Genomic DNA, 26,261 nt, shown 5'->3' with positions numbered 1-26,261 from the left:
AAAAATTCTCTGAAATCCTATGACTTCAGAGAATTTTTATTATTTAACAACGATTTCGTAACGAGTTTTGCTTGTGAAAGTTTCACCTGCTTTGAGGATAACTTGATCTTTAAAATCACTATGAATAGCATCTGGTAAAGCTTGCGCCTCAAGAGCAATCCCATTATGTTGAATCATTGGTTGACCAGCGATAATGACACTCTCATCCACAAAGTTAGCTGTGTAGACTACAAAGCAAGGAGATTCTGTCTTGAAGAGCAGGAAACGACCTGACCCTTGGTCATAGAGGAAACCAGCATTATCATGTCCTGCAGGAAGAGCAAATGGATGGTCCAATCCAGATACGAGTTGAATCTGCTCATCTTCGTCTGCAAAGATATCTTTCAACAAGGCACCATTGTAGATATGCTTAACCACGTCACGATTAGCATCTGGAGTTTTAGCTGGCACACCGTCAGGAGCGATTGGGTAAATACCTTCTGTATTCAGTTGGAAAACATGGCGATCAACCGTCTGAGTGAAATCCCCAGACAGGTTAAAGTAGCTATGGTTGGTCGGATTGACCAAGGTATCCTGGTCCGTCGTCACCTTGTAACTAACTTCGTAAGCACCATTTTCTTCCAAGTGGTAGCTGATCCAGATTTTAAGATTTCCAGGGAAACCTCCTGTACCGTCTGTTCTTTCTGTGTAAAGAGTCAAACCATGGTCGCTGACTTCAACCAATTCAAACAAACTAGAATCCCAACCTGTCGAACCGCTGTGGTTACAGTTGCTAGCGTTGTTGACTTCGAGTTCATAGGTTTTCCCATTCAATTCGAATGTCGCACCTGCGATACGACCTGCAACTGGACCTACACTCGCTCCATGTTTAGGGCTATTTCCCACATAGCTGTCAAAATCATCAAATCCTAGGATAACATTGGCAAAATTACCAGCCTTATCAGGAGTTACATAGCGTAGAATCGTTGCACCATAGGTCATGACTTCTAGTTGGTAGCCTGCTTCTGTTTCAAAGCGATAAGCGACAACATCCTTGTCATCAACTTTCCCAAATACACGTTCTGTGTATGCTTTCATCCTTTTCTCCTTATTATTTGAATTCGTGAATAATAACACCTTGAACGACGCGGTTTACTGTACCTGTAGGTGATGGTGTATCTGGTCTATTTCCAACCTTAAGCGAAGTCAAGAGAGCAAATAATTGACCATAAACAATATAAGGGAACACACGGTAAACATCATTCAAAACTCCGCCACAGCCAAGTGCTACTTCCTTAACATTTTCAAGTCCAAAGACTTGATCACTCAAGAGAACAACGCGACGAGCGATTTGGTCTCCTGCAACTTCACGAACTAAGTCTAAGTCATACTTACGAGTATAGTCTGTTGTAGTACCAAATACTAAAACTACAGTATCTTCATTGATAAGAGATTTTGGACCGTGACGGAAGCCGACAGGGCTTTCATACATAGTCGCAACTTGACCAGCAGTCAATTCCAAAATTTTCAGTTGTGCTTCATGAGCAAGTCCGAAGAATGGACCAGCACCTAAGTAAATTACTCGATTAAAGTCTAGGTCAACCAATTCTTTCACATCTGCCACATTGTCAAGAACTTTACGAGCAAGACTAGAAAGCACTTCAAAACGTTCTGCTTTAACAGCAAATTCAGTTGGATCAAAGACCAAAAGTGCTGTCAACATCATTGAAGTAAAACTCGATGTCATTGCAAAGCCAGCATCGTTAGAAGCTGCCGGTTGCAAGAGCAAGAGGTTGCGATCATCACCGTGGGCTTGAAGTGCTAATTTCCCTTCAGCCGCACAAGTGATCGTTACTTGATAAAGATCGTCAACTAAAGCCTTAGCCAAGTCAACTGTTGCCACACTCTCAGGTGAGTTCCCGCTACGTGCAAATGATACCAAAACAGTTGCCACATCTTTTTTCAAATAGGTTTGTGGGTTGGCAACGATATCTGTTGTCGCAATAGCATTGAAATTCCATTTACGTTCGTCATAGACTTCCTTGAAGTATGGAACCAAGGTATCACCTACATAAGCTGAAGTTCCAGCACCAGTCAGGATAACCTTGATATAGTCATGTTTATCTGCAATTCCTTGCAAAAAGGCTGAAATTTCATCACGGCGTGCTTGGTATGATTCAAAAGCTTCCTTCCAAACATCTGGTTGTTGGTAAATTTCGCGTGTGGTGATCTCTGCTCCCAACTCAAGCAAATCTTCTTTTGTATAATCTAGCATTGAAAACCTCTAATCTAATATTGTTTCATGATTGAAAACATGGGAATGGGAGTCGCTCCCATTCCCATGTATATTTTCTATAAGATAGTTTGTTACATCTTATTCATCTTCATCGTCGTCGAAGCTAGCCAATAAATCATTAACTTTCACAATGCTTTCTGAAGCACGACTCTTATAGTCCGCATCGATACCTGTTAGGCTTGCATTGATAAACTCAATGACCATTGGAAGGTTCATCCCTGCATAAAGTTCAATGTCACGACCTTCCATAATCAAACGGCTCACCACGTTACATGGAGTTCCGCCAAGAAGATCCGCAAAGACTAGGAAATCATCCAATCCTTCAACAGCAGCTTCAAATTTAGCAGTAAATTCTTCTGGTCCATCTTCTGGAAGAAGAGCAACCGCATGAATGTTGTCTTGTGGTCCCATAATCATCTCTGTGCTACCTTTAAGTTCTTCACAGAAACGACCGTGGCTCACTAGAATTAATGATTTAGTCATAAATTATGCGCCCATTCCAAGTGCAAATTTACCAAGAGCAGAAAGAGCCAAGGCAAGCACGATAATGATACCGATAGCTTTTGTAGAGTTCATACCTTTCTTACCAAGCAACCAGAAGATGAATGCAGTGAAGATTGCTGGAAGCAAACGTGGGAAGATTGAGTTCAAGATGTCTTGGAAGTCAATCATCTTTTCACCGATTGGCAATTTGTATGAAATTTCAAAGTTGATCATTGTTGCTACAAGAGCACCCATCATGAATACACCAAGTACAGATGCAGCTTCAATCAAAGCTGTCAAAGTACTTTGCATGTTGTTGATAAGGTTAACCCCTTCTTTGTAGGCAAATTCCAACTGTTTCCAACGGAAGATGTCATACGCTACTGCAACCGCGATCCAAAGGAAGATACCCCATGGTTGACCAGCGATAGCCATTGTTGCAGCGATAGAACCCATGATAGCTGGCACAAGTGAACCAAAGATAGTGTCTCCAAGAGGAGCGAATGGTCCCATCAAACCTGTCTTGATACCGTTAACCGCGTCTTTTGAGACTACACCATCTTTTTCTTCCATGGCAAGGTCAAAACCAGCGATGATTGTGTGGAAGAATGGTGAAGTGTTGAAGAATTGAGTATGAACTTTCATCATTTCTTTCAACTCAGGAGTTCCATCTCCATACATTTTACGCAATTGTGGCAAGATCATGTAAAGGTAACCTGATGCTTGCATACGTTCGTAGTTCCATCCCAATTGGAAAGTGAACAAGCTACGTTTGTTAATTTGATTAAAATCTTCTTTTGTTAATTTGTAATTAGAATTCGTCATCTTCAATTTCCCCACTTTCTGATGGTGTAGAAGGTGCTGCTACAGCTACTTTTTGGCTATTTTTGAAGTGAAGCACTGCAAGGAAAATACCTACGATAGAGATACCGATCATAGACAAACCTTTGAAGTTGTTTGCAAAGCCAATTTTTTCAGCAACTTCAGCTGGAAGCATGCCAACGATACCAGCAACTGCTCCACCAAGACTTGTTACATATGAGTAAAGTACAGTCAACATAGCTGTCAAACCGAATCCCATAGCAAGGTAGTGAAGGTTACGTTTAACTGGAAGGTAACGAAGCAAGATAGCGAATCCAAGACCTGGAAGCATACGACCTGCAAGAGTCAAACCGTCTGCAACCCATTGGTATTCTTTAACAAGGTTTACAACACCTGTAACGAATTCTCCACCGAAAGCAAGGGCGAAGAATACTGGAAGGGCACGAGATAGAGCCCAAGGAAGCGCACCAAGAAGGTAGTTGCGTTCGATTCCTTTGTAGTCAAAGCGTTCGATCGCAGCATCAATACGGTGAGCGAAGAATGTTGTAGTCATACGACCAAGTACGTCGAAGTAAGTCAAGAGTGCCGCTACTGGTACAGCGATTGTAGTAATCGCAAGGTCTGTTTCGATACCTTGTGCAACTGAGAAAGCTGTCGCAAGTACCGCACCAGAAGTTGCGTCGATACGAGAAGCACCACCGAAGGTACCTACCCCAAGTACGAACAACTGCAAGCTACCACCGATAAACAAACCAGTTGTCAAATCTCCCATGACTAAACCAGTAATGAAACCAGCGAATACAGGGGAACCTGCAGAAGAAACGATCGTCAACTCATCACAGATTTGATAAGCTGAGTACAAAGTGAGAAGTAAAATTTGCCACCATTGTATCATAACAATGACCTCCTAAAAATTTTTTCCTATTTTAATAAGCTCAAAAAGTCTGAAACTGGATCATTTGGAACCATTTGAGCAGTGAGTTTAACACCTTTTTCCGCTAATTTACGGAAGTCTTCCACGTCTTTATCCACAACGTTGATAGAACGTGTGATCGCACGTGTTTCTGGTGTTTGAGACATGTTGCCGACATTGACAGTTTCAAGTGGCACACCTGCTTCTACCAAACCGAGGAAACGGTCAGGTTTGCGTGCTACAATCAACAGACGTTGGCTATCATATTTACCAGCAAGGATATTCGCTGCTGCTTTATCAACTGGCAAAATACTAAGTTTTACACCTGGTGGTGTTGCAAGTTTCAAGCCACTTTTTTCAACGTCGTTGTTCACAACTTCATTGTCAACGACCATGATACGTGAAACATTAAGTTTAGCAGACCAAAGGTTTGCGACTTGTCCGTGAATTAAGCGCCCATCGATACGGCATCCTACAATTGTCATAAGTTTTCCCCCTTTATAAGTTTTAGTGTAGGTTTACAAGTTAAGTGTATGTGTTCCTTATACTCCCCTTCGGTTTCAAAGATAATGATGCGGTTGGCACCTTCCTTGAGATAGCTATGTGGAATATAAAGAGATAAGGTTGGACCGACATTCCAGAAACGACCTAGGTGATGCCCGTTAATATAAGCAATCCCTTTACCAAACTCAGAACAATCTAAGTAGGTATCTTTCGGCTCCTTGATCTCAAAGTCAAAGGCGTAAAAGGCGGGTTGCCCTTCTGTCCATCCCTTAGAGAAATCAATATTCTCTGGGTTATCAAGTGGAAGTGGATATTGCTTCCAGTTGAGCAAGAAATGCAAATCTTTACAAACACCTGTGCGAATTCCTTTTCGCTGTGTGTCTGCTAATAATTTGTGTCCATAGTTGACACGCCCCATATTTTCAATAAGTATATCAATATTGGATAGCGTTTTCTTTTTGCCTTGATAAAAAATATCTTCACCGATTTCTGTTTGGTACTGTGTCGCCACTCGTTTACCATCGATAAAGAGTTGGGCTCTATCTCGTCCGTCAATGATTCGAATGCGTTCTTCATCCGCATCCCAACTTACTTCCGTACGATAGAGTAGGTAGCCGTAACCTTGTCCTAGCTCTTCCATTTTCTTAGGGTAGAGACTTTCAATGGGACTGGATAGGCTATCCAAGGTTTCAAACAAGGAAACTTTCTCGACTAGCGGAATCGCTTCTACTTCCATACTTTCCTTGCGAAGCGGTTCAGATTGTGGATACTCAGGATAGTAAGTCGCCATCATGTCTTTGACTGCAAAATATTTAGCAGTCGGGTTACCAGCTTCATCAAGAAGAGCGTCGTAATCATAAGATGTTACTTGTGGTAAATCAATAGTTCCTCGAGCTGAACAACCATTCATAAAACCAAAGTTGGTTCCACCGTGGAACATATATAGGTTGATAGATCCTAGCTCTAGAACTTCATGAACAGCTTCTGCTAATTCCTCAGGTTCACGCTTGATGATTGGTTCTTTCCATCGATTGAACCAGCCATCCCAGAATTCCATACACATGAGTGGCCATTTCTTGCCGTGCTCATCTAGAAACTCTTGCATCTGTGAGAAATTATAAGCAGCTTTGGAACCAAAGTTCCCCGTCACAAAGAGATCATCCTCAATCAAGGTCCCAGCCTTGAGAGTCGCTCGCCACGGACCATCTGATGTGAAAAGCGGACAAGTAACTGACCGTTCTTCCATCAAGCGTCGGATTGCCCTCAAGTATGCCTTGTCTTCACCATACGATCCATACTCATTTTCGACTTGCATCATGAGAATGTTGCCACCGTTTTCCAATAATCTCGGAACTAAACGTGGAAGCAACTGATCATAGTAACGACCAACCATGTCAATGAAAGCTGGGTCCGACGACCGAATTCTCATATCCTTGGTTAAGAGCCATGCCGGTAAACCACCAAATTCCCACTCTGCACAGATAAATGGAGAAGGACGTACAATTGCATATAAGCCCAAATCTTGTGCAGTTTGAAGAAATCTTTCTAAATCAAGATCACCTTCAAAGTTAAATTTCCCTTCAGCAGGTTCATGCATGTTCCAAGCAACATAGGTCTCAACTGTATTGAATCCTAATGCCTTGAGGTTATACAATGAATGATGCCAATCTTCCGCAGGAACTCTAAAATAGTGAATGGCGCCAGACAAAATCTTGAATGGTTTCCCATCCAGATAGAAATCATCTTTAATTTCAAATCTTGCCATTCTTCCTCCCCTAAAAGCGAAAAGTTTGCGCTTTCATTTATTGTTATATCAACTATAAACCAATCGGAGAATAATGTCAATACTTTTTGAAATTTTCTTTAAAATTTTTCTATTTTTTTACTGAATCTTTTCTAAAAATCATCTCAAATCCTATAAAATCAACATTCTGACTGAAGAGCAAAAATACGAGGCAAAACACGAATTATTTATATGTATTCTAAATTCTTATTCCGATATTTTAATTTTTTAAAATGCTTTTCTACTATTTTTTTCGATTTTATGTTAAAATCATATGTGGAGAAGGAAAAAATGAGGTGAAAATATGGCAATTCCAAAATATCAATATATTAAAGATGAATTGAAAAATAAGATTATTTCTGGTCAATTCGCTAGTGGAGACAAGTTCTACACTGAAGCAGAATTGATTTCCATGTATGATGTTAGTTCAATCACAGTAGTCCGCGCCTTGAACGACCTTGCCAAAGACGGATATATCGTCCGCCAACAAGGGAAAGGAACTTTCGTAGCTCGTGCACGTAAACACAAACTCGTTGAATTTTCTGATGTAGAAATCTTCGAAACAAAAGATGATAAAGTAACTGTTCTTTCTATCGAACGCGGGAACGATCTTAAATACCTAGAAAAACTCGGCCTACGCGGCGATCAATTCTATTACAAGATTGAACGTATTCGTGAAACAAATGGCGTTACCTATATCTATCACAATTCGTATATTCCTGAACAATACATCAATGCCAACTATCCAAATCTCGAATATTATAGTTCTATCTATAATCGTTTTAAATTGGACTACCACATTCACATGAATGACGAGCATTTTGAAGAAATTAATGAAATTGTATTTCCAACTCCAAAACATGCCGCTTCTATCCTAGGAATCGACACTAAATTCCCAACTGTTTTCCAAACGAAGACAACTCAGCTTGAAGCAACTGGTCAAGTTTTGGAATACATCGAAACTTATAAACGTTCTGATTTCTACAAAATTAAATTCATCTCTTGTGACCGTGGTCACTAATCTTAAAAAACCTGAGGCAACTGTCTCAGGTTTTTTATATACCCATTATATCACCGCCTCTCTTTCAAAAGAATAGCATTTCAAGCAATTCTATAATTAGTAACCTTTTTACTAAAAAATAGTCACAACCAGAAAAATATATCTTAATTTATAAATTATTCTATTTTTTATAGTAATTTCCTCAAAAGCTTGACTTTATTTTAGTTAGAACATACAATAGGATTAGTATGTGAAAACGCTATCAAAACATAAAAAGGGAGGTTTTTTAATGAAACCAGAAAACAAACAGCGCTTCTCTATTCGTAAATATGCAATCGGAGCAGCTTCTGTATTGATTGGCTTTGCCTTTCAGGCTCAAGCCGTTGCTGCTGACGGAGTCGTTCCTGCTACAACAGAGAATCAGCCTGCTGTCCAAACCACTGGAGAAGTCACTCCACCAACGAGTGAAGAAAAAGTCGAGACTGCTCCTTCAACAGAAAATACTACTCCAACTACTCCTTCAACAGAAAAAGCTACCCCAGCTGCTCCTGCAACAGAAAAAGCTACCCCAGCTGCTCCTGCAACAAACTCTGAAGCACCAAAAGTTGAAGTTGCTCCTGCACCTGCCGTAGCAAATCCTGTTACATCTGAAGAAGCTCCAGCTAAGCCAGCAGTAACTGAAGAGGCTAAGAAGACAGAATCTGAAAAACAAGAAGAAAAGAAAGAAGTTGCTAAAGTTGAAGCACCTGCAGTCGCTACAGAAAGAGCAACTCAAGTCAATGAAAAACTGGCTAAAAAGAAAATTGTATCAATTGACGCTGGACGTAAATACTTCTCTCCTGACCAACTAAAAGAAATCATCGACAAAGCTAAACACTATGGCTACACTGATCTTCACCTTTTAGTCGGAAATGACGGCTTGCGCTTTATGCTTGATGACATGTCTCTAACTGTAGGTGACAAAACTTATGCCAGCGATGATGTCAAACGTGCTGTTGAAAATGGAACCAATGCCTACTACAACGATCCAAATGGCAATCATCTGACTGAAAGCCAAATGACTGACTTGATTAGTTATGCTAAGGATAAAGGAATTGGACTTATCCCAACAGTTAACAGTCCTGGTCACATGGATGCCATCCTCAACGCCATGAAAGAATTGGGTATTGAAAAGCCTAACTTTAACTATTTTGGTAAAGAATCAGCACGTACGGTTGACCTTGACAACGAAAAGGCTGTTGCTTTTACAAAAGCCTTGATTGATAAGTATGCAGCTTACTTTGCGGGCAAGTCTGAAATCTTTAACATCGGTTTGGATGAATATGCTAACGATGCTACGGATGCCAAAGGGTGGAGCGTTCTTCAAGCCTATAAATGGTATCCAGAAGATGGATTCCCAGACAAGGGTTATGATAAATTCATCGCCTACGCTAACGACCTAGCTCGTATCGTCAAGTCTCATGGTCTAAAACCAATGGCCTTCAACGACGGTATCTACTATAATAGTGATACAAGTTTTGGTACCTTTGATAAAGACATCATCGTGTCTATGTGGACTGGTGGCTGGGGTGGTTACGATGTCGCTTCTTCTAAGTTACTAGCTGAAAAAGGACACGAAATCCTCAACACTAATGATGCTTGGTACTACGTTCTCGGCCGTAATGCTGATGGTCAGGGCTGGTACAACCTCGATCAAGGATTGAACGGTATCAAGAGTACACCGATTACTTCTGTTCCAAAAACAGAAGGCGCTGACGTTCCTATTATCGGTGGGATGGTAGCCGCTTGGGCTGATACTCCATCTGCCCGCTACTCTCCATCTCGTCTATTCAAGCTCATGCGTCAATTCGCAAACTCAAATGCTGAATATTTCGCCGCTGACTACGAGTCTGCTGATCAAGCTCTGAAAGAAGTGCCAACCGACCTTAGCCGCTATACAGCAGAAAGTGTTGCTGCCGTTAAAAAGGCTGAAAAAGCCATTCGCTCTCTTGATAGCAACCTTAGCCGTGCTCAACAAGATAGCATTGACCAAGCGATTGCAAAACTCCAAGAAGCTGTTAGCAACTTGACCTTCACTCCAGAAGCTCAAAAAGAAGAAGATGCTAAACGTGAAGTTGAAAAACTTGAGAAAAACAAGGTTATCTCAATCGATGCTGGACGTAAGTACTTCACTCTAGATCAACTCAAACGTATCGTCGATAAAGCTAGCGAACTTGGTTACTCTGACCTTCATCTCCTCCTTGGAAATGATGGACTTCGCTTCCTCTTGGATGACATGACAATCACTGCAAACGGCAAAACCTATGCAAGTGACGATGTGAAAAATGCCATCATTGAAGGAACAAAAGCTTACTACGACGATCCAAACGGAACAACTCTAAGCCAAGCTGAAATTACTGAACTAATCCAATATGCTAAAGATAGAGGCATTGGAATTATCCCTGCCATCAACAGTCCTGGCCACATGGATGCTATGCTTGTTGCTATGGAAAAACTAGGCATCGCAAATCCACAAGCTAACTTTGACAAGGTTTCAAAAACAACTATGGACCTTGAAAACGAAGAAGCAATGAACTTTACAAAAGCCCTTATTGGCAAGTACATGGACTTCTTTGCAGGCAAGACTAAAATCTTTAACTATGGTACAGATGAGTATGCCAATGATGCTACCAATGCTCAAGGTTGGTACTACCTCAAGTGGTATGGCCTCTATGGTAAGTTTGCTGAGTACTCTAATAGCCTAGCTGCCATGGCTAAAGAAAAAGGGCTTCAACCAATGGCCTTTAACGACGGCTTCTACTACGATGATAATGACGATGTTGAGTTTGATAAAGATGTTATCATCTCTTACTGGTCTAAAGGTTGGTGGGGCTATAACCTTGCATCTCCTCAATATCTAGCAAGTAAGGGTTACAAAATCCTTAATACCAACGGAGATTGGTACTATGTTCTAGGCAATCATAAAAATGACGAAGCCTACCCTCTATCAAAAGCAATTGAAAATACTGAAAAAGTACCATTTAAGCAACTAGCTTCAACCAAGTATCCTGAAGTCGACCTTCCAACAACTGGTAGTATGCTAGCCATCTGGGCGGACAAACCTCAAGCTGAGTACAAGGAAGAAGAAATTTTTGAACTGATGACTGCCTTTGCAGATCACAACAAAGACTACTTCCGTGCTGACTACAAGGCTCTTCGTGAGGAACTGGCTCAAATTCCTGAAAACTTAGAAGGATATAGCACAGAAAGTCTCGATGCTCTCAAGGCTGCTAAAGAAGCTCTGAACTACAATCTCAACCGCAATAAACAAGCTGAGTTGGATACACTTGTAGCTAACCTTAAAGCAGCAAGACTTGGTCTCAAACCAGCCGCAACTCACTCAGGAAGCCTCGATGAAAATGAAGTTGCTGCCAACGTTGAAACCCGACCAGAGCTTATCACAAGAACGGAAGAAATCCCATTTGAGATTGTTAAGAAGGAAAATCCTAACCTTCCAGCGGGACAAGAAAAAGTTGTCACTGAAGGTGTCAAAGGTGAACGTACAATCTACGTCTCAGTTACTACTGAAAATGGTAAGGAAACCGAAACAGTTCTTGAAAGCAAAGTCACAAAAGAAGCTGTCAATCAAGTGGTTGAAGTTGGAACTCCTGTCACTCACGTCGGAGACGAAGAAGGAGTTGCTCCTGTTGCAGATTCAAAACCACGTGTTGTGATCGAGGACGAAGAAATTCCGTTTACAACCATCACTCGTGAAACGGATGCATTGCCTAAGGGAAAAACTCGTGTAGTAACCGAAGGTGTCAAGGGACGTCGTAGCCATTTCTACTCTGTCTCTACTGCTGCTGACGGAAGCGAAGTGAAAACATTGGTTACTAGTGTTGTCGCTCAAGAACCAGTTAATCAAATCATCGAAGTCGGAACTCCTGTAACGCATGTGGGAGATGAAAAAGGACTAGCTCCTGTTGCGGAAGAAAAACCAAAACTAGAGATTCCAAATATACCGGCTCCTATTGCAGAAGAAAAACCAGCACTAGAAATTCCAAATGTGCCAGCTCCTATTGCAGAAGAAAAACCGAAATTAGAGATTCCAAGTAAACCAGCTCCAGCAACTGTTCCTGCTGAGGAAAACAAACCTCTTCCTCAAGGACCAGCTCCTGTGGCAAAAGAAAATAAACTTCCTGAAACAGGAAGCCAAGGTTCAGAATGGTTGATTGCTACAGGTTTGATGGCTGCTCTCACAGCTTATGGACTTAGCAAGAAAAAAGATTAAGCACAAATAAAAAGCGAGATACAATCTCGCTTTTTTTATTGTCATTAGTCACCCAAACCGATACGTTCGAAGATCTCATCCACACGTTTGGTGTAGTATGTTGGGTTGAAGATTTCGTCGATTTCTTCTTGAGTGAGACGTGAAGTCACCTCTGGATCTGCTTCAAGAAGTGGTTTAAAGTCTACTTGGTTATCCCATGATTGAGCTGTCTTCGGTTGAACGAGGTCGTAAGCTTGCTCACGGGTCATGCCTTTTTCAATCAAAGTAAGCATAGCACGTTGACTGAAAATAAGACCAAATGTAGAGTTCATGTTGCGAATCATGTTTTCAGGGAAGACTGTCAAGTTTTTAACGATGTTTCCAAAACGGTTGAGCATGTAGTCAATCAAGATGGTTGTATCTGGTGCGATGATCCGCTCAGCTGATGAATGAGAGATATCACGTTCATGCCAGAGTGACACGTTTTCATAAGCCGTTACCATGTGACCACGGATAACACGCGCAAGACCTGTCATGTTTTCAGAACCGATTGGGTTGCGTTTGTGAGGCATAGCTGAAGAGCCTTTTTGACCTTTAGCAAAGAACTCTTCCACTTCACGTTGTTCTGATTTTTGAAGACCACGAATTTCAGTTGCCATACGCTCGATAGAAGTTGCGATGCTGGCAAGAACCGCAAAGTACTCAGCGTGAAGGTCGCGAGGAAGCACCTGTGTAGAGATTTCTTGAGCACGGATACCAAGCTTGTCGCAGACGTATTTTTCAACAAACGGTGGAATGTTGGCAAAGTTCCCAACCGCACCAGAAATCTTACCAGCTTCCACACCAGCAGCCGCATGCTCGAAACGCTCGATGTTGCGTTTCATTTCGCTGTACCAAGTTGCCAATTTAAGACCAAAAGTTGTAGGCTCAGCGTGCACACCGTGGGTACGACCCATCATGATAGTGAACTTGTGTTCTTTTGCTTTGTCAGCGATGATGTTGAGGAAGTTTTCAAGATCCTTGCGGATGATGTCGTTTGCTTGTTTGTATAGGTAACCATAGGCAGTATCTACTACGTCAGTAGATGTCAAACCATAGTGAACCCACTTGCGCTCTTCGCCAAGCGTTTCAGAAACCGCACGTGTGAAAGCCACCACATCGTGGCGAGTTTGCTGCTCGATTTCCAAAATTCGGTCGATGTCAAAGTCCGCCTTCTCGCGAATCAAAGCCACATCTTCCTTAGGGATTTCCCCCAACTCAGCCCATGCCTCGTCAGCTAAGATTTCCACCTCAAGCCAAGCACGGTATTTATTTTCTTCAGTCCAAATGTTCGCCATCTCAGGGCGGCTATATCTATCAATCATGTTTAATTTTCCTTTCTGTTGATGTTTCACATCAGCTAAGCAACCGACAATCGCTTTACTCAAACTCTTCTTTCCCAATCCACACTGATGGATAGTGATCGAGTGTATTCAAATCCGTATCCAGCGGGACATCATAGATAGCTAAATAGTTTTCAGGATATTGAGCAGTCAGCTCTTCATACTTAACTTTCACTTTTTCGTGATCGCTACTAGCATACAAGACTTCGACGACTGCTCCCGTCTTTTCTTTTTCAACAAATGCGTTGACAATGAGTTGAATCATAAAACCTCCTAAAGCGAAATCCCCTTCATGTTTGCTTCTAGAATGGGCATGTCCACACCTAACTCCTGACCGGTCTGATAGACACTTTGACAACAGTAGAAAATATCCTGTTTATCATTGTGTAAGGTCATGATTTTTCGTGTCAGCTCATTTTTCGCAAACATGACTTTCATGGCCTTGCCGGCTATCCAAGCGGGAATTTTGTAGGGCAAGAGTTCGGCTTTGTAAAGCTTCAAATTCACGCCACGCGCTTCTACGACTTTCAAAGCCTCTCGAATGGCCTTAATGGCCAATGATAATTCCGAAGAACTATTCATCAAGTTCAGAGCCAATTCTTCTGGATTTTCCAGATTCCCTGAACGTGCAGCTGTCGAAGTGACACCCGCATTAATCGCCATGTGAATCCAAATCCATTCGACCATATCATGAGGCACTTCCCACTTCAAATCTGCAGAAGTCAGTAAATCCGTCAGATCAGAATAGTTAGAAATCTGTGCTTTTTGTTCACCTTCTAGCATTAAATGGTCAAATAAGACACCATCCAAATGGTCCTCCTGCATATGACCACCCGCTGTCGGGAAAGCCAGAATATAGTCGTAATCTCCTGCCCACTCTTGGACCTCTTTTCGAGTATTCCAGAAATTGCAGAAGAAAACGAGAGTGCCTTTGATATTATTTTTTCGCAAGGTTTCCACAGCTTCTTTGACAAACCCATGACGCACACTCAGAAAAATAAAATCATATTCCGAATCAGCTTCCGCCACATGAACCTCATAGGTGTCGTGTTTGTTCTCACCTTTGGAATGATAACGGCCATCTAGCAGATCAACCAACAACTCCTTGGGAGCAGTGCTTTTCTTACTGCCTCTCAGTACGTGTTCCACTTGATGACCTGCTTTTTGAAAAGCATAGGCATAAGTAGTCCCGATCACTCCAAGTCCTAGAATCGCTATTTTCATCAAAAATCAATTCCTTTCCCAAACTCCTCTACCTCATCCGGCATATCACTAAACAAGGTCACATGTCCCATTTTGCGATTGTGCTTCGCTTCTATTTTACCATACATGTGGAGGTGGGCGCTTGGATTTTCTGTGACATAACGCTCAGCTGCTTCGACGTGTTGGCCGAGAACATTGAGCATGACCGCTGACGCATGGAGTTTGATGGCTGGCAATGGCGCTCCGAGAACGCCCAGGATATGGGTATCAAACTGGGAGAAGTCACAGGCTTCGATAGAGTAGTGCCCTGAGTTGTGTGGACGTGGAGCAATCTCATTGACGATGATGTCATCAGCCGTCGCAAACATTTCCACGCAAAGGGTTCCAGACAAGTTCAGTTGTTCTGCGATTTGCACTGCCATGGCTTTAGCTTTTTCAGCTAGACTTTCTGAAATACGAGCTGGCACAATGGTTTTAGACAAGATATTGTTGCGATGAATATTTTCCTGAACTGGAAAAACCGTCACATCCTTACCATTCCCAGACACGATGACAGAAATCTCCAAGTCGAAATTGACAAATTCTTCCAAAACACAGTCAGCTGAATCCGCTAGTGCATAGGCTTCTTCTAAATCTTCCGCTGATCGAATAACCTTCTGACCATGGCCATCGTAGCCACCTGTCGCAGTCTTGAGGACATAGTTTTTAGAAAGGTCGATATCTGCCAAATCCTGGCTTGAAATCACAACCTTATAAGGTGCCACGGTGACTTGGGCCTTATTTGAGAGAAAGTCCTTTTCAAAAATACGGTTTTGAGAAATGCGAAGCAGATCTGTCCCTTGTGGAAGCTGACCATCTTTGATAACAGCGTCAAGGCCGTCAGCGTCGACATTTTCAAACTCATAGGTCAGGACATCGCAACGCTCCGCCAACTGACGGAGGGCGTCCACATCATTATAAGGCGCCACGATGATTTCCGCCACACGAGAGGCTGGGCAATCCGCCGCAGGGTCCAGCGCGATGACCTTGTGCCCCATGTAGATAGCAGAAATGGCCATCATCTGCCCCAGCTGACCGCCACCGATAATTCCGATTGTTTTAGATGAGCTCATTTGTAGACTCCTCTGCGATTTTTCCTTGTTCTTCTGCGAAATCTGCCAAAGCTGTCGTGATAGCCTGATCCTCTACTGACAAGAGACGGAGGGCGAATAGAGCCGCATTTGTCGCACCTGCTTCACCGATAGCCATAGTTGCGACTGGTACTCCGCCTGGCATCTGAACAATAGAATAAAGCGAATCCACACCGCTAAGGGCACGTGATTTGACGGGTACTCCGATGACTGGAAGGGTTGTTTTAGCAGCAACCATCCCTGGCAAGTGAGCTGCACCACCAGCACCTGCAATGATGACCTTGATGCCACGGCTACGTGCTTCTTCGGCATGTTTGAACATGAGGTCCGGTGTACGGTGTGCGGAAACAACTTTCTTTTCGTAAGCGACGCCGAAGTTGTCGAGGACTTCAGCAGCTTTTTGCATGGTTGCCCAGTCGGATTTTGAGCCCATGATAATGGAAATTACTGGTTTCATTACTTCTCCTTTTTTAATAATCTTCTATTGTAGTGCGGACGTAAGCGACCGCCTATGGCGTTCCATTACTAAAACTGGAGCCTGGGTCTCCAGTTTTCCGCTCCTAATAGCAAAGCTACTAGGAGTTCCACTACTGCGACGATTATCCTATACTAGCTCGCTAACGCTCGCAAATTAAGCGACCATCACCTTAGTTTGGCTCGCTTTCGCTCGCAATGACAGATATAGTATCTGCTAATCTTTTATTGCCTTGCTTCCAATATCTGTTCGATAAAAGAGGCCTTCTGTATTTTGTTTGTCGAGTTGGTTGTAGATAATGTTTTGCCCGTCTTTGACGGTGTCTGCTGTTGTAACAAGCATATAGACACGTCCACCGTTTGAAAGAAGGTTTTGGCCATTTTCAGCGAATTTAGCACCGGCATAGTAGGTGATGATGTCGCCCTCTGTCTTGACTGGAAGCTTGACACCCTTCTCATAAGCGAGTGGGTAGCCGTTTGATGCTACAACCACACCAAGTGTCACACCCTTGTCTGTCCATGTGATAGCTGGCTCCTTGCCCTCCAAAATATCCGTGATATTTTGCGCAAAGTCAGATGTCAAACGAGGCAAGATGATTTGTGTTTCAGGATCTCCAAATCGAGCGTTGAACTCGATGACTTTGGGTCCATCAGCTGTCAAGATAAGACCAGCGTAAAGGACACCAAGATAGGGGCGCCCTTCTTTAATCATGCCTTCAAGAACTGGCTTGACAATAGTCTTAACCGCTGTATCAACGACACTCTGTGACAAATGAGGTACTGGCGCGTAAGCCCCCATCCCACCAGTATTCGACCCCTTGTCACCATCATAGGCACGCTTGTGGTCCTGAGCTGTTGGCATGATGTAGAACTTGTCGCCATTGGCAAAGGCAAAGAGAGAGAATTCTTCCCCGTCAAGGAATTCCTCGATGACCACACGCGCACCTGAGTCACCAAATTTATTGTCCAAAAGCATCTCGTGAGCGGCTTCCACTGCTTGCTCAACCGTTTCAGCAACGACGACACCTTTACCAAGGGCCAAGCCGTCTGCCTTGACTACGATCGGAGCACCTTTCTCCTCGATGTAGGCCTTGGCTTCCTCGAAATCTGAAAAGGTTCCATAGGCTGCTGTCGGAACGTCATATTTGACCATGATTTCCTTAGCAAAATCCTTAGACCATTCCAGCTCAGCCGCAGCCTTGGTCGGACCAAAAGCCTTGAGACCAGCTGCATTGAAATCATCCACAATCCCAGCTGCAAGGGCGTCATCTGGGCCAATGAAGGTCCAAGCAATATCGTTGGTTTTTGCAAATTCAATCAGTTTAGAATGTTCGGAAATGGAGATATTTACCAACTCTAAACCATCCAGAGTCATCCCGTCATTTCCAGGAGCTACAAAAACCTGTTCAATATCTTTAGACTCCAGCAACTTCTTAGCAATCGCATGTTCACGACCACCTGAACCGACAACAAGCAGTTTCATCTCTCAACCTCTTTTGCGAATTATTTATTAATATTATACCATAAACGTTCGTTTTAATCTTGTTTCGTTAAGCATTTTTAAGCAAAAAAGGAAAGAAACTGTTTCCCTCCCTTTTGTTTTTTAATGTCTAAAATGTCTCACTCCTGTGAAGACCATGGTCAAGCCATATTTGTCAGCTGCTTCGATAGATTCTTGGTCACGGACGGAACCACCCGGCTGGATGATGGCCTTGATACCTGCTTTGGCGATTTCTTCTACGTTATCTGCAAATGGGAAGAAGGCATCTGAAGCAAGAACTGCGCCGTCAAGACGGTCTTTAGCTTGCTCAATGGCGATACGAACTGAAGCCACACGATTGGTTTGACCAGGTCCAACACCAAGTGTCATGTGGTCATTAGTCACGATGATTCCATTTGATTTGACGTATTTAATAGCTTTCCATGCAAACTCTAGAGCTGTCGCTTCTGTCTCCGTCGGTTGGCGTTTGGTTACCACTTGCCAGTCAGCTGGACTTTCTTTCACCACGTCTTGATTTTGAACGAGAAGTCCACCGACTACACCTGTGTATTCTGCTTCCACTTCGCTAGCATCTTGAGCATCAAATGGCAACTCAAGAATACGCAAGTTTTTCTTTTTATTGGTCAAAATGGCTAGCGCTTCATCCGTATAGCTTGGTGCGATGATGATTTCAAGGAAAATGCCGTGCATCTTCTCAGCTGTCGCAGCATCCACCTCACGGTTAAGAACAACGATCCCACCGAAGATAGAAACTGGGTCAGACTCATAAGCATAGTCCCAAGCTGTTTCGATATCGTCAGCCTGACCGATTCCACATGGATTCATGTGTTTGAGAGCCACAACGGTTGGACGTTCTTTGAAATCACGAATGATACGAATGGCAGCGTCAGCATCACGGATATTGTTGAATGACAATTCTTTACCGTTAAGCTGTTTAGCTGAAGCAATCGAATAATCCGTTGGTAAGGCTTTTTGATAGAAATCGGCATCCTGTTGAGGGTTTTCGCCGTAACGCATTGGTTGTTTAAGGTCATAGGTCAAAGTGAGTTTTTCAGGTTTTGTTTCTCCCACTTGAGCTGTGAAATACTCTGCAATCAAGGCATCATATGAAGCTGTGTGACGGAAAACCTTAGCTGCCAACCGTTGACGAGTTTCGTAACTTGTTTCGCCCTTAGCTCCCAATTCTTCCAAAACCACAGCATAGTCAGCAGGATCCACCACAACTGTTACGCTGGCGTGATTCTTCGCTGCTGAACGAAGCATTGATGGCCCACCGATATCGATGTTTTCAACCGCGTCAGCGTATGTCACGTCAGGTTTGAGGATGGTTTCCTTGAATGGGTAAAGGTTAACCACAACAAGGTCGATAAGTTCAATATTATTGACCTTAGCCGCCTCTAGGTGACTATCGAGATCACGACGAGCGAGAAGACCACCGTGGATATTTGGATGGAGAGTCTTGACACGACCGTCCATCATTTCTGGGAAGCCAGTCACATCGTCAATGGCAATGGTATCTACCCCAGCATTGTCAAGGGCAACCTTGGTACCACCCGTTGAGATGATATCCCAACCAAGTTTTTTGAGTTCTTGGGCAAATTCAACAATGCCCGCTTTGTCTGAAACACTAATTAGTGCGCGTTTAGTCATTTTATTTCTTTTCCTTTTTTTAAAAAAGTTCTTTATCTGCTACAGTCGAAAATTATCTTTCAGCTCTAGGGCTTTCTTATTTTCGTGCAACTCCCAAACTATCCAAGACTTCTGGATAGAGCTTGTACTCTGTTTCGTGGATGCGAGTTTCGAAAGTATCAAGGGTATCACCTTCAAGGCGTGGCACACGTACTTGCTTGATGACCTTACCGGTATCGACGCCGGAGTCCACCCAGTGAATAGTCACGCCGCTCTCAGCAACACCAGCATTCCAAGCATCCTCAATACCATGAGCACCTGGAAATTCAGGAAGATAAGCCGGGTGAATATTAATGATACGGCCTTCATAAGTTGCTAGCAAGGTTGGACCGACGATTTTCATGTAGCCTGCAAGACAAACCAAGTCAATCTGGTGTTCATCCAAGAGTTCGACGATGGCTCCTTCATAGTCTGCCTTGTTCTCAAACTCTTTGAGTTCAAAAGCGTAGGATAATACCCCTAGCTTTTCGGCACGTTCTAAGACATAGGCATCACGGTGATCTGAAAAGACAAATTCTACTGGAAATTGTTCTGCAATCACCTGAAAGTTTGAGCCGTTGCCAGAGGCAAAAACAGCAATCCTTTTAGTCATTATTTAATCACCACACTTGCGCCATCTTTCTTCACAATACGACCAATTTCATAAACAGGTTCGTCAAGAAGTTCTTTGACACGTTCCACATTCTCTGGTTTAACCGCAAGCATGAGACCAATCCCCATGTTGAAGATTTCAAACATTTCTTCGTGTTTAATTTGGCCATATTTTTCAAGGGCTTTGAAAATTGGAAGGACTGGGACTTTGCTTTCGTCAATTTCAGCAGCCAAGTCATCCGCGAACATCCGTGGGACATTTTCGATGAAACCACCACCTGTGATGTGGGCAATACCGTTAACTAATTCTTCTTTGATGAGTGGTAAAACTGCTTTGACGTAGATACGAGTTGGCTCCAAAAGAACCTCTTTGAGTTTTTTACCTTCCAGTTCTGGGAGGACTTCCTCACCTGTGTAATCAGCAAAGACACGACGAACAAGGGAATAACCATTTGAATGGATACCGCTTGAAGCAAGACCAAGAAGCACGTCTCCCTCTGCTACTTTTGAACCGTCGATGATTTGGCTTTTTTCAGCAACACCGACCGCAAATCCAGCCAAGTCATAGTCGTCTTCACCGTACATACCAGGCATTTCAGCAGTTTCACCACCGATGAGGGCTGCACCAGCTTGCACACACCCTTCGGCCACACCAGCAACCACTTGTTCTAGCTTAGCTGGTTCATTTTTACCAGTTGCGACGTAGTCCAAGAAGTAAAGAGGCTCTGCACCTGCAGCGATGATATCGTTAACACACATGGCCACACAGTCTTGACCGATGGTATCGTGTTTGTCGTACTTAATAGCCAGCATGAGTTTAGTACCAACACCATCTGTACCTGAGATCAAAACAGGTTCTTTGACACCTGTTTTTGAAAGGTCAAACATGCCACCGAAACCACCAAGAGCTCCCATGACACCTGCACGCTCTGTACGGGCAACGTGTTTTTTGATCCGTTCTACAACCTCATAACCCGCTTCAACGTCCACACCCGATTGAGCATACGCATTCTTATTTGTCATTTGTTTATTCCTTTTCCTTTCCTTCAATGGGAAATTTTATTTGTAAAAACTCGTTTTTTCTTCCAAACTTCTACGATATTCTTCTTCATAGTCATAGAGAGGAGTTGGATATTTCCCATCAAAGTAAGCCACACAGAGACCGCCATTTGGCGCATCTGTTTCAATCCCAATAGAGTTAATCAAGCCATCAATTGAAAGATAGGTCAGGCTATCCGCACCAATGATTTGGCAAGTTTCCTCAACGGTATGATTGGCCGCAATCAGCTCCTGACGTGTCTGGATATCAATCCCGTAAAAACATGGATAGGCAAGAGCAGGACTCCCGATGGCAACGTGCACTTCTGATGCTCCCGCTTCTTTCAAAAGTTGGACAATGCGACGAGATGTTGTTCCTCGTACAATGGAGTCATCAATCATGACAACACGCTTGCCTTTCACGACACCAGAAACGGCAGAAAGTTTCATCCGAACCCCTTGCTCACGCAATTCTTGAGTTGGCTGGATAAATGTACGTTGGGTATATTGGTTCTTGATGAGACCCATTTCATTTGGTAGACCTGATTCTTCAGCAAAGCCCATAGCTGCGCTGAGAGAGGAGTTTGGCACACCGACTACGATATCAGCTTCGTGCTTGAACTCGCGTGCCAATTGAGCTCCCATTCGCTTACGGGCTGTATGGACATTGACACCATGGATATTGGAGTCAGGACGAGCAAAATAGATATACTCCATGGAACAGATAGCCAACTGAGTATCGTTTGTGTAGCTATCATACTGGATACCATTGTCGTCAATAATGACAATCTCGCCTGGTTTCACATCGCGAATCCACTCAGCACCGATTACCTCAAATGCACAGGTTTCAGATGAAACAACAACTGCTCCATTAGCCATTTTCCCGATTGATAGAGGTCGGAAGCCATTTGGATCAAGGGCTGCAATTAACTTATCTTCAAACATCAAGAGATAAGCGAAACCACCTTTGACAAGACTAAGTGCTTCCTTGATTTTTCCCATCAAATTTGGATTGTGGCTACGGCGAATAAGATGAGCCAAAATTTCTGAATCTGAAGTTGAGCTGAAGATTGCCCCTCTTTGTTCCAATTCTTGCTTGAGAGATTCTGCATTGGTCAGATTCCCATTATGAGCCAGACCAAACTGCATATCGTGAAAGCGGAAAAGGAAAGGTTGGATATTGTCTACAGAAGCTTCTCCCGCAGTCGCATAACGCACATGTCCAATCGCTCCAGTTCCTGTCAATTTATCCAAATTAGCAGGATTTTTGAAGACTTCTGATAAAAGCCCCATATCACGATGGCGCTTCAATTGTCCGTGGTCATTGGAGAGGATTCCTGCCCCCTCCTGACCACGGTGCTGAAGACTGTGGAGACCAAAATAGGTCAACTTAGCAGCATCTGGATGTCCCCAGATACCGAAAACACCACATTCTTCATTAAGAGATTTTACTTCGTATGTCATTTTTTATACCTTTTATTTCCCTGTGAAATAACGCACAGCTGACGCAAAGAGGTGCTGGTCTTTATTTCCTGGGATGTTTTGGAAGAGACCGTCTTCGAAACGTTCTGAGTGTCCCATCTTCCCAATGATTTGACCGTTCTTGCTGGTGATACCTTCAATGGCGTTAACAGAACCATTTGGATTGTATTTAGAATCCATGCTTGGTTTACCTTCAAAGTCAACGTATTGGCTAAAGATTTGACCATTGTCACGAAGCTCTGCAAATTCCTCAGCTGTCACGACAAATTTACCTTCACCGTGTGATACTGGAATAGCATGGATGTCACCAACTTCCACTCCAGCAAGCCATGGTGAGTTGGTATTGGCAATACGTGTTTCTACCATCTTAGCCACGTGTTGGTTGGCATCATTGTAGAAGAGGGTTGGACTCGTGCTGCTTACATCTTCAAAGTTACCATATGGAAGAAGACCTGATTTAACAAGAGCTTGGAATCCGTTACAGATACCGATGATCAAACCACCACCTTCGATGAAACTATCAATAGCCGCACGCACTTTTTCATTGAGCAAAATGTTCACGATAAATTTAGCTGATCCATCTGGTTCATCCGCTGCCGAGAAGCCACCTGCAAAGAAGATAATGTTAGCTTTTTCGATATTGTCAACCATGGTGTCAACCGACTTGACAATTGCTTCTTCATTCAATGTTACAAATGGTACCAAGTTAACTTTGGCACCTTCTTTTTCAAAGGCCTTAGCAGAGTCATACTCAGAGTTAGTACCTGGGAATACTGGGATGTAAACCACTGGTGTCTCAACTACTTCTTTAGCTTTAATCACAGCAGCTGACGCTACTGCAGGTACTTCTTCGTTCTCAGTTGCTTGTGCAAATTCAGTTGGGTAAACCTCTTCCAATTTACCTTGGAAGGCACTGTCAAGTTTGTGTCCATCAAGCGTTACACCATTGACAGTAAGTGTAAAGTCAGCTACTGTTTGTCCAATCTTGGCAACACCTGAAATCTCTTCAGGAGATGTGAAGACGAATCCACCCAATTGAGCTGTCAAGGCAGTCTCAAGATTTTCAAGGGTTACAGTGGCACCAATATGGTTCCCAAAGCTTACAAGGGCAAGGGTTTCAAGGACACCACCATATTTGACAGCTGATGCAGATGTGACTTTATAATCAGCTTGGATGGCTTCAAACTTAGCAAAGTTAGACTTGATAAGACCAAAGTCAATTTCTTGTGCCAAAGCTTGACCTGGAATATAGTAAATATTTTCACCAGCAGCTTTAAATTCTGGAGAAAGGACCTTACGACTATCTGCAGTTGTGACACCAAAAGCAACCAAGGTTGGTGGCACCGTCAATTCTTCAAAGGTACCAGACATAGAGTCTTTACCACCGATAGATGGCAAACCAAGTTGAATCTGAGCTTCAATTGATCCAAGGAGAGCTGCTACTGGCTGACCAAAACGCTCAGCTTGCTTGTCCATGCGCTCGAAGTATTCTTGATAAGAGAAACGAGCCTTAGACCAGTTTGCACCAGCAGCCACCAAACGAGCAGTTGCTTCGATAACCGCATAAGCAGCACCGTGGTACGGAGACCATTCTGCGATGTATGGGTTAAAGCCTTGTGCCATGACTGATGCCGTATGAGTCACACCATGTTGAACTGGCAATTTCTGTACAGAAGCCTCCGTTGGTGTGATTTGGTAGCGACCACCAAGTGGGTGATTGACTGTTGAACGACCAACTGAGCTATCAAAGATAGTTTGCAATCCTTTTTGACTGGCATGGTTGAGGTCAGCCAAGACTGCAAGCGTGTCTGCCTCAAGGGTTTCAGCAGATGTTTGGCGTTCTTCTGGAAGCTTGACATCCTTGTCAACCACCTTAGCATCTACGACTACCCGTACACCATTTGTATCAAGGAAACGACGTTCCAAATCAACGATTGTTTCACCATTCCAGTGCATGACAAGATTTGGTTTTTCAGTTACTGTCGCGACAACAACCGCGTCAATATTTTCTTTATTACACTCTGCAATAAAGGCATCTACATCTTCTGGGCGAACCACCACGGCCATCCGTTCTTGTGATTCGGAGATAGCAATTTCTGTTCCATTCAAACCTTGGTATTTCAATGGCACTTTGTCTAGATCAATTTCAAGACCATCTGCCAATTCACCGATAGCCACACAGACACCACCAGCACCAAAGTCATTTGATTTCTTGATCAGACGTGTTACTTCACCATTACGGAAAAGACGTTGAATCTTACGTTCTTCGATGGCATTCCCTTTTTGAACCTCAGCACCAGCTGTTTCAACAGATTCAACCGTTTGAACTTTAGAAGAACCTGTCGCACCACCGACACCATCACGTCCAGTCTTCCCACCGAGCAAGATAATCACATCACCAGCTTCAGGTTTTTCACGGACAACATTTTCCTTAGGAGCCGCACCGACAACTGCACCTAGCTCCATACGCTTCGCAACAAAACCTGGGTGGAAGTATTCACGAACATAAGTTGTTGCAAGACCGATTTGGTTACCATATGAAGAATAACCGTGAGCCGCTGTTTTAGAAATCACTTGTTGTGGCAATTTCCCAGCGCGAGTTTCTGAAATTGGAGTTGTAATATCGCCAGCACCTGAGATACGCATGGCTTGGTAAACGTAGGAACGACCTGACAATGGGTCACGGATGGCACCACCGATACAAGTAGCTGCCCCACCAAATGGTTCGATTTCCGTTGGGTGGTTATGGGTTTCATTCTTGAACATAAGAAGCCATGGTTCTTTGACACCATTGACATCCACGTCAATTTCAACAGAGCAGGCATTGATTTCATCAGACACTTCCATATCATCCAAACGACCATTGGCACGCTCATAACGGCCAAAAATAGTCGCCATATCCATCAAGGTCTGAGGTTTTTCCGTACGTCCCAACTCATCACGCATGGCAATATACTTGTCATAAGTCGCTTGCAATTGTTTTTGGAATTTAGAAGCTGAGAAGTCGATATTCTTCAACTCCGTCTCGAAAGTTGTGTGACGACAGTGGTCAGACCAATAAGTATCCAAAACCTTCAACTCAGTCTCAGTTGGCACACGTCCAATTGACTTGAAGTAATCTTGAATGAAGAGAAGGTCATCCACTTCCATGGCCAATCCTTGTTCTGCCTTATACTGTGCAAAATCTTCTGCTGTATAAGTTTCAAAGAAATCCAAATTTGGAATGGTCTTGTCAGACTCAGAGAAATCCTGTTTCGCAATACCAAGAGTGATGTCTTTGAAACGAGAATCCACTGGGTTCAAGAGATAGTTTTTAACAGCTTCCAATTCATTCGCATCAATATCCTTATTGACCAAGTAAAGTTGTGCTGTGTTCACCGTTACATCATTTGAACTACCAAGCAAAAGCAAAGCTTCCTGTGAAGATGCCGCACGTTGGTCAAACTGTCCCGGCAAACTTTCGATCGCAAAGAAAGCATACTTCTCAAGGTCAGCCTTAACTGTAGCTTCATCCAAAACAGTATCGGTCACTTGCTCAGAGAAGATATGTTTTTCCGCACGCGCAAACAAATCCTCTGCTAAATTAAAGACATCGTATACCTGAACAATACGAAGGTCCTTCAAGGTTTTTAACTGAAGATTATGCTGTAGTTCCTTTACTAAAGAGTGAGATTTCACACGAAAATCAGCTTTTTTCTCAACGAAAATACGTTTATCCATTTTATTTCCTTTATTTCTATTC

The 26,261-nt window shown here is 43.1% G+C and carries 20 protein-coding genes; 2 read left to right on the top strand and 18 right to left on the bottom strand.

The annotated features are described in order from the left end of the window. Positions 1-39 precede the first annotated feature (39 nt). From KJR31_RS06235 to KJR31_RS06205, 7 genes are all read right to left on the bottom strand, one after another. Positions 40-1,077, bottom strand: coding sequence for an aldose epimerase family protein (locus tag KJR31_RS06235; RefSeq protein WP_214262569.1), 1,038 nt, complete (start codon positions 1,075-1,077; stop codon positions 40-42). A 13-nt stretch (positions 1,078-1,090) separates the two neighbouring features. Further along, on the bottom strand, positions 1,091-2,254 hold the full coding sequence (locus tag KJR31_RS06230) for an SIS domain-containing protein (RefSeq protein ID WP_214262568.1): 1,164 nt from the start codon (positions 2,252-2,254) through the stop codon (positions 1,091-1,093). Between the two features lie 99 nt (positions 2,255-2,353). Next, positions 2,354-2,758 (bottom strand): PTS sugar transporter subunit IIA, encoded by a 405-nt coding sequence (locus tag KJR31_RS06225; protein ID WP_004250403.1) that lies wholly within the window; start codon positions 2,756-2,758, stop codon positions 2,354-2,356. A gap of 3 nt (positions 2,759-2,761) precedes the next feature. Further along, the gene (locus KJR31_RS06220) at positions 2,762-3,583 is read right to left on the bottom strand and encodes a PTS system mannose/fructose/sorbose family transporter subunit IID (protein ID WP_178894416.1); all 822 of its coding nucleotides are present in this window, start codon (positions 3,581-3,583) and stop codon (positions 2,762-2,764) included. Continuing rightward, the gene (locus tag KJR31_RS06215) at positions 3,570-4,475 is read right to left on the bottom strand and encodes a PTS mannose/fructose/sorbose/N-acetylgalactosamine transporter subunit IIC (protein WP_214262567.1); all 906 of its coding nucleotides are present in this window, start codon (positions 4,473-4,475) and stop codon (positions 3,570-3,572) included. The genes KJR31_RS06220 and KJR31_RS06215 overlap by 14 nt, the downstream gene beginning before the upstream one ends. Before the next feature lie 26 nt (positions 4,476-4,501). Next, entirely contained in the window at positions 4,502-4,978 is a 477-nt protein-coding gene (locus KJR31_RS06210; RefSeq protein WP_214262566.1) for a PTS system mannose/fructose/N-acetylgalactosamine-transporter subunit IIB, read from the bottom strand. Then, positions 4,975-6,762: a glycoside hydrolase family 35 protein gene (locus KJR31_RS06205; protein ID WP_214262565.1), complete on the bottom strand. Its 1,788-nt coding sequence runs from the start codon at positions 6,760-6,762 to the stop codon at positions 4,975-4,977. The genes KJR31_RS06210 and KJR31_RS06205 overlap by 4 nt, the downstream gene beginning before the upstream one ends. Before the next feature lie 322 nt (positions 6,763-7,084). On the opposite strand from KJR31_RS06205, the gene KJR31_RS06200 reads away from it, so the two are divergent. Further along, a complete protein-coding gene (locus KJR31_RS06200) occupies positions 7,085-7,801 on the top strand; it encodes a GntR family transcriptional regulator (RefSeq protein ID WP_214262564.1) in 717 nt (238 codons plus the stop codon). Between the two features lie 268 nt (positions 7,802-8,069). Continuing rightward, complete coding sequence (strH, locus tag KJR31_RS06195; protein ID WP_214262563.1) at positions 8,070-12,050, top strand: LPXTG-anchored beta-N-acetylhexosaminidase StrH; 3,981 nt, start codon at positions 8,070-8,072, stop codon at positions 12,048-12,050. A gap of 44 nt (positions 12,051-12,094) precedes the next feature. Here strH and purB read toward each other — a convergent pair whose 3' ends face one another. From purB to KJR31_RS06140, 11 genes are all read right to left on the bottom strand, one after another. Further along, positions 12,095-13,393, bottom strand: a complete 1,299-nt coding sequence (gene purB / locus KJR31_RS06190) for an adenylosuccinate lyase (protein WP_061604446.1) — start codon at positions 13,391-13,393, stop codon at positions 12,095-12,097. A gap of 55 nt (positions 13,394-13,448) precedes the next feature. After that, positions 13,449-13,676: a phosphoribosylaminoimidazole carboxylase gene (locus KJR31_RS06185; RefSeq protein ID WP_214262562.1), complete on the bottom strand. Its 228-nt coding sequence runs from the start codon at positions 13,674-13,676 to the stop codon at positions 13,449-13,451. 8 nt (positions 13,677-13,684) lie between these two features. Further along, entirely contained in the window at positions 13,685-14,635 is a 951-nt protein-coding gene (locus KJR31_RS06180; RefSeq protein ID WP_214262561.1) for a ketopantoate reductase family protein, read from the bottom strand. Beyond that, a complete protein-coding gene (gene purK / locus KJR31_RS06175) occupies positions 14,635-15,726 on the bottom strand; it encodes a 5-(carboxyamino)imidazole ribonucleotide synthase (protein ID WP_049496667.1) in 1,092 nt (363 codons plus the stop codon). Before purK ends, KJR31_RS06180 begins: the two co-directional genes overlap by 1 nt. After that, positions 15,713-16,201, bottom strand: coding sequence for a 5-(carboxyamino)imidazole ribonucleotide mutase (purE, locus tag KJR31_RS06170; protein WP_214262560.1), 489 nt, complete (start codon positions 16,199-16,201; stop codon positions 15,713-15,715). The genes purK and purE overlap by 14 nt, the downstream gene beginning before the upstream one ends. A gap of 234 nt (positions 16,202-16,435) precedes the next feature. Next, positions 16,436-17,701, bottom strand: coding sequence for a phosphoribosylamine--glycine ligase (purD, locus tag KJR31_RS06165; protein ID WP_214262559.1), 1,266 nt, complete (start codon positions 17,699-17,701; stop codon positions 16,436-16,438). A gap of 120 nt (positions 17,702-17,821) precedes the next feature. Beyond that, complete coding sequence (purH, locus tag KJR31_RS06160) at positions 17,822-19,369, bottom strand: bifunctional phosphoribosylaminoimidazolecarboxamide formyltransferase/IMP cyclohydrolase (protein ID WP_214262558.1); 1,548 nt, start codon at positions 19,367-19,369, stop codon at positions 17,822-17,824. Positions 19,370-19,445: 76 nt separating this feature from the next. Beyond that, positions 19,446-20,000 carry a phosphoribosylglycinamide formyltransferase gene (purN, locus tag KJR31_RS06155; RefSeq protein ID WP_214262557.1) on the bottom strand — a complete coding sequence of 185 codons (555 nt, stop codon included), beginning with the start codon at positions 19,998-20,000 and terminating at the stop codon, positions 19,446-19,448. Continuing rightward, complete coding sequence (purM, locus tag KJR31_RS06150) at positions 20,000-21,022, bottom strand: phosphoribosylformylglycinamidine cyclo-ligase (RefSeq protein ID WP_214262556.1); 1,023 nt, start codon at positions 21,020-21,022, stop codon at positions 20,000-20,002. The genes purN and purM overlap by 1 nt, the downstream gene beginning before the upstream one ends. 36 nt (positions 21,023-21,058) lie before the next feature. Further along, entirely contained in the window at positions 21,059-22,501 is a 1,443-nt protein-coding gene (purF, locus tag KJR31_RS06145) for an amidophosphoribosyltransferase (RefSeq protein WP_214262555.1), read from the bottom strand. 12 nt (positions 22,502-22,513) lie between these two features. After that, on the bottom strand, positions 22,514-26,239 hold the full coding sequence (locus tag KJR31_RS06140; protein WP_214262554.1) for a phosphoribosylformylglycinamidine synthase: 3,726 nt from the start codon (positions 26,237-26,239) through the stop codon (positions 22,514-22,516). Positions 26,240-26,261: the final 22 nt, after the last annotated feature.

The sequence above is a fragment of the Streptococcus infantis genome, assembly GCF_018499575.1.
Taxonomy (GTDB): domain Bacteria; phylum Bacillota; class Bacilli; order Lactobacillales; family Streptococcaceae; genus Streptococcus; species Streptococcus infantis_K.
This window is presented reverse-complemented; position numbering and strand designations above follow the sequence as displayed.

Bases quoted from the DNA above. Each gene is read 5' to 3' on its own strand.
- KJR31_RS06225 (WP_004250403.1), bottom strand. From the start codon at position 2,758: ATGACTAAATCATTAATTCTAGTGAGCCACGGTCGTTTCTGTGAAGAA.
- purK (WP_049496667.1), bottom strand. From the start codon at position 15,726: ATGAGCTCATCTAAAACAATCGGAATTATCGGTGGCGGTCAGCTGGGG.
- KJR31_RS06205 (WP_214262565.1), bottom strand. From the start codon at position 6,762: ATGGCAAGATTTGAAATTAAAGATGATTTCTATCTGGATGGGAAACCA.
- KJR31_RS06180 (WP_214262561.1), bottom strand. From the start codon at position 14,635: ATGAAAATAGCGATTCTAGGACTTGGAGTGATCGGGACTACTTATGCC.
- KJR31_RS06220 (WP_178894416.1), bottom strand. From the start codon at position 3,583: ATGACGAATTCTAATTACAAATTAACAAAAGAAGATTTTAATCAAATT.
- purF (WP_214262555.1), bottom strand. From the start codon at position 22,501: ATGACATACGAAGTAAAATCTCTTAATGAAGAATGTGGTGTTTTCGGT.
- KJR31_RS06235 (WP_214262569.1), bottom strand. From the start codon at position 1,077: ATGAAAGCATACACAGAACGTGTATTTGGGAAAGTTGATGACAAGGAT.
- KJR31_RS06185 (WP_214262562.1), bottom strand. From the start codon at position 13,676: ATGATTCAACTCATTGTCAACGCATTTGTTGAAAAAGAAAAGACGGGA.
- purB (WP_061604446.1), bottom strand. From the start codon at position 13,393: ATGATTGATAGATATAGCCGCCCTGAGATGGCGAACATTTGGACTGAA.
- KJR31_RS06230 (WP_214262568.1), bottom strand. From the start codon at position 2,254: ATGCTAGATTATACAAAAGAAGATTTGCTTGAGTTGGGAGCAGAGATC.
- purN (WP_214262557.1), bottom strand. From the start codon at position 20,000: ATGACTAAAAGGATTGCTGTTTTTGCCTCTGGCAACGGCTCAAACTTT.
- KJR31_RS06210 (WP_214262566.1), bottom strand. From the start codon at position 4,978: ATGACAATTGTAGGATGCCGTATCGATGGGCGCTTAATTCACGGACAA.
- purD (WP_214262559.1), bottom strand. From the start codon at position 17,701: ATGAAACTGCTTGTTGTCGGTTCAGGTGGTCGTGAACATGCGATTGCT.
- KJR31_RS06215 (WP_214262567.1), bottom strand. From the start codon at position 4,475: ATGATACAATGGTGGCAAATTTTACTTCTCACTTTGTACTCAGCTTAT.
- purH (WP_214262558.1), bottom strand. From the start codon at position 19,369: ATGACTAAACGCGCACTAATTAGTGTTTCAGACAAAGCGGGCATTGTT.
- purE (WP_214262560.1), bottom strand. From the start codon at position 16,201: ATGAAACCAGTAATTTCCATTATCATGGGCTCAAAATCCGACTGGGCA.
- strH (WP_214262563.1), top strand. From the start codon at position 8,070: ATGAAACCAGAAAACAAACAGCGCTTCTCTATTCGTAAATATGCAATC.
- purM (WP_214262556.1), bottom strand. From the start codon at position 21,022: ATGACAAATAAGAATGCGTATGCTCAATCGGGTGTGGACGTTGAAGCG.
- KJR31_RS06200 (WP_214262564.1), top strand. From the start codon at position 7,085: ATGGCAATTCCAAAATATCAATATATTAAAGATGAATTGAAAAATAAG.
- KJR31_RS06140 (WP_214262554.1), bottom strand. From the start codon at position 26,239: ATGGATAAACGTATTTTCGTTGAGAAAAAAGCTGATTTTCGTGTGAAA.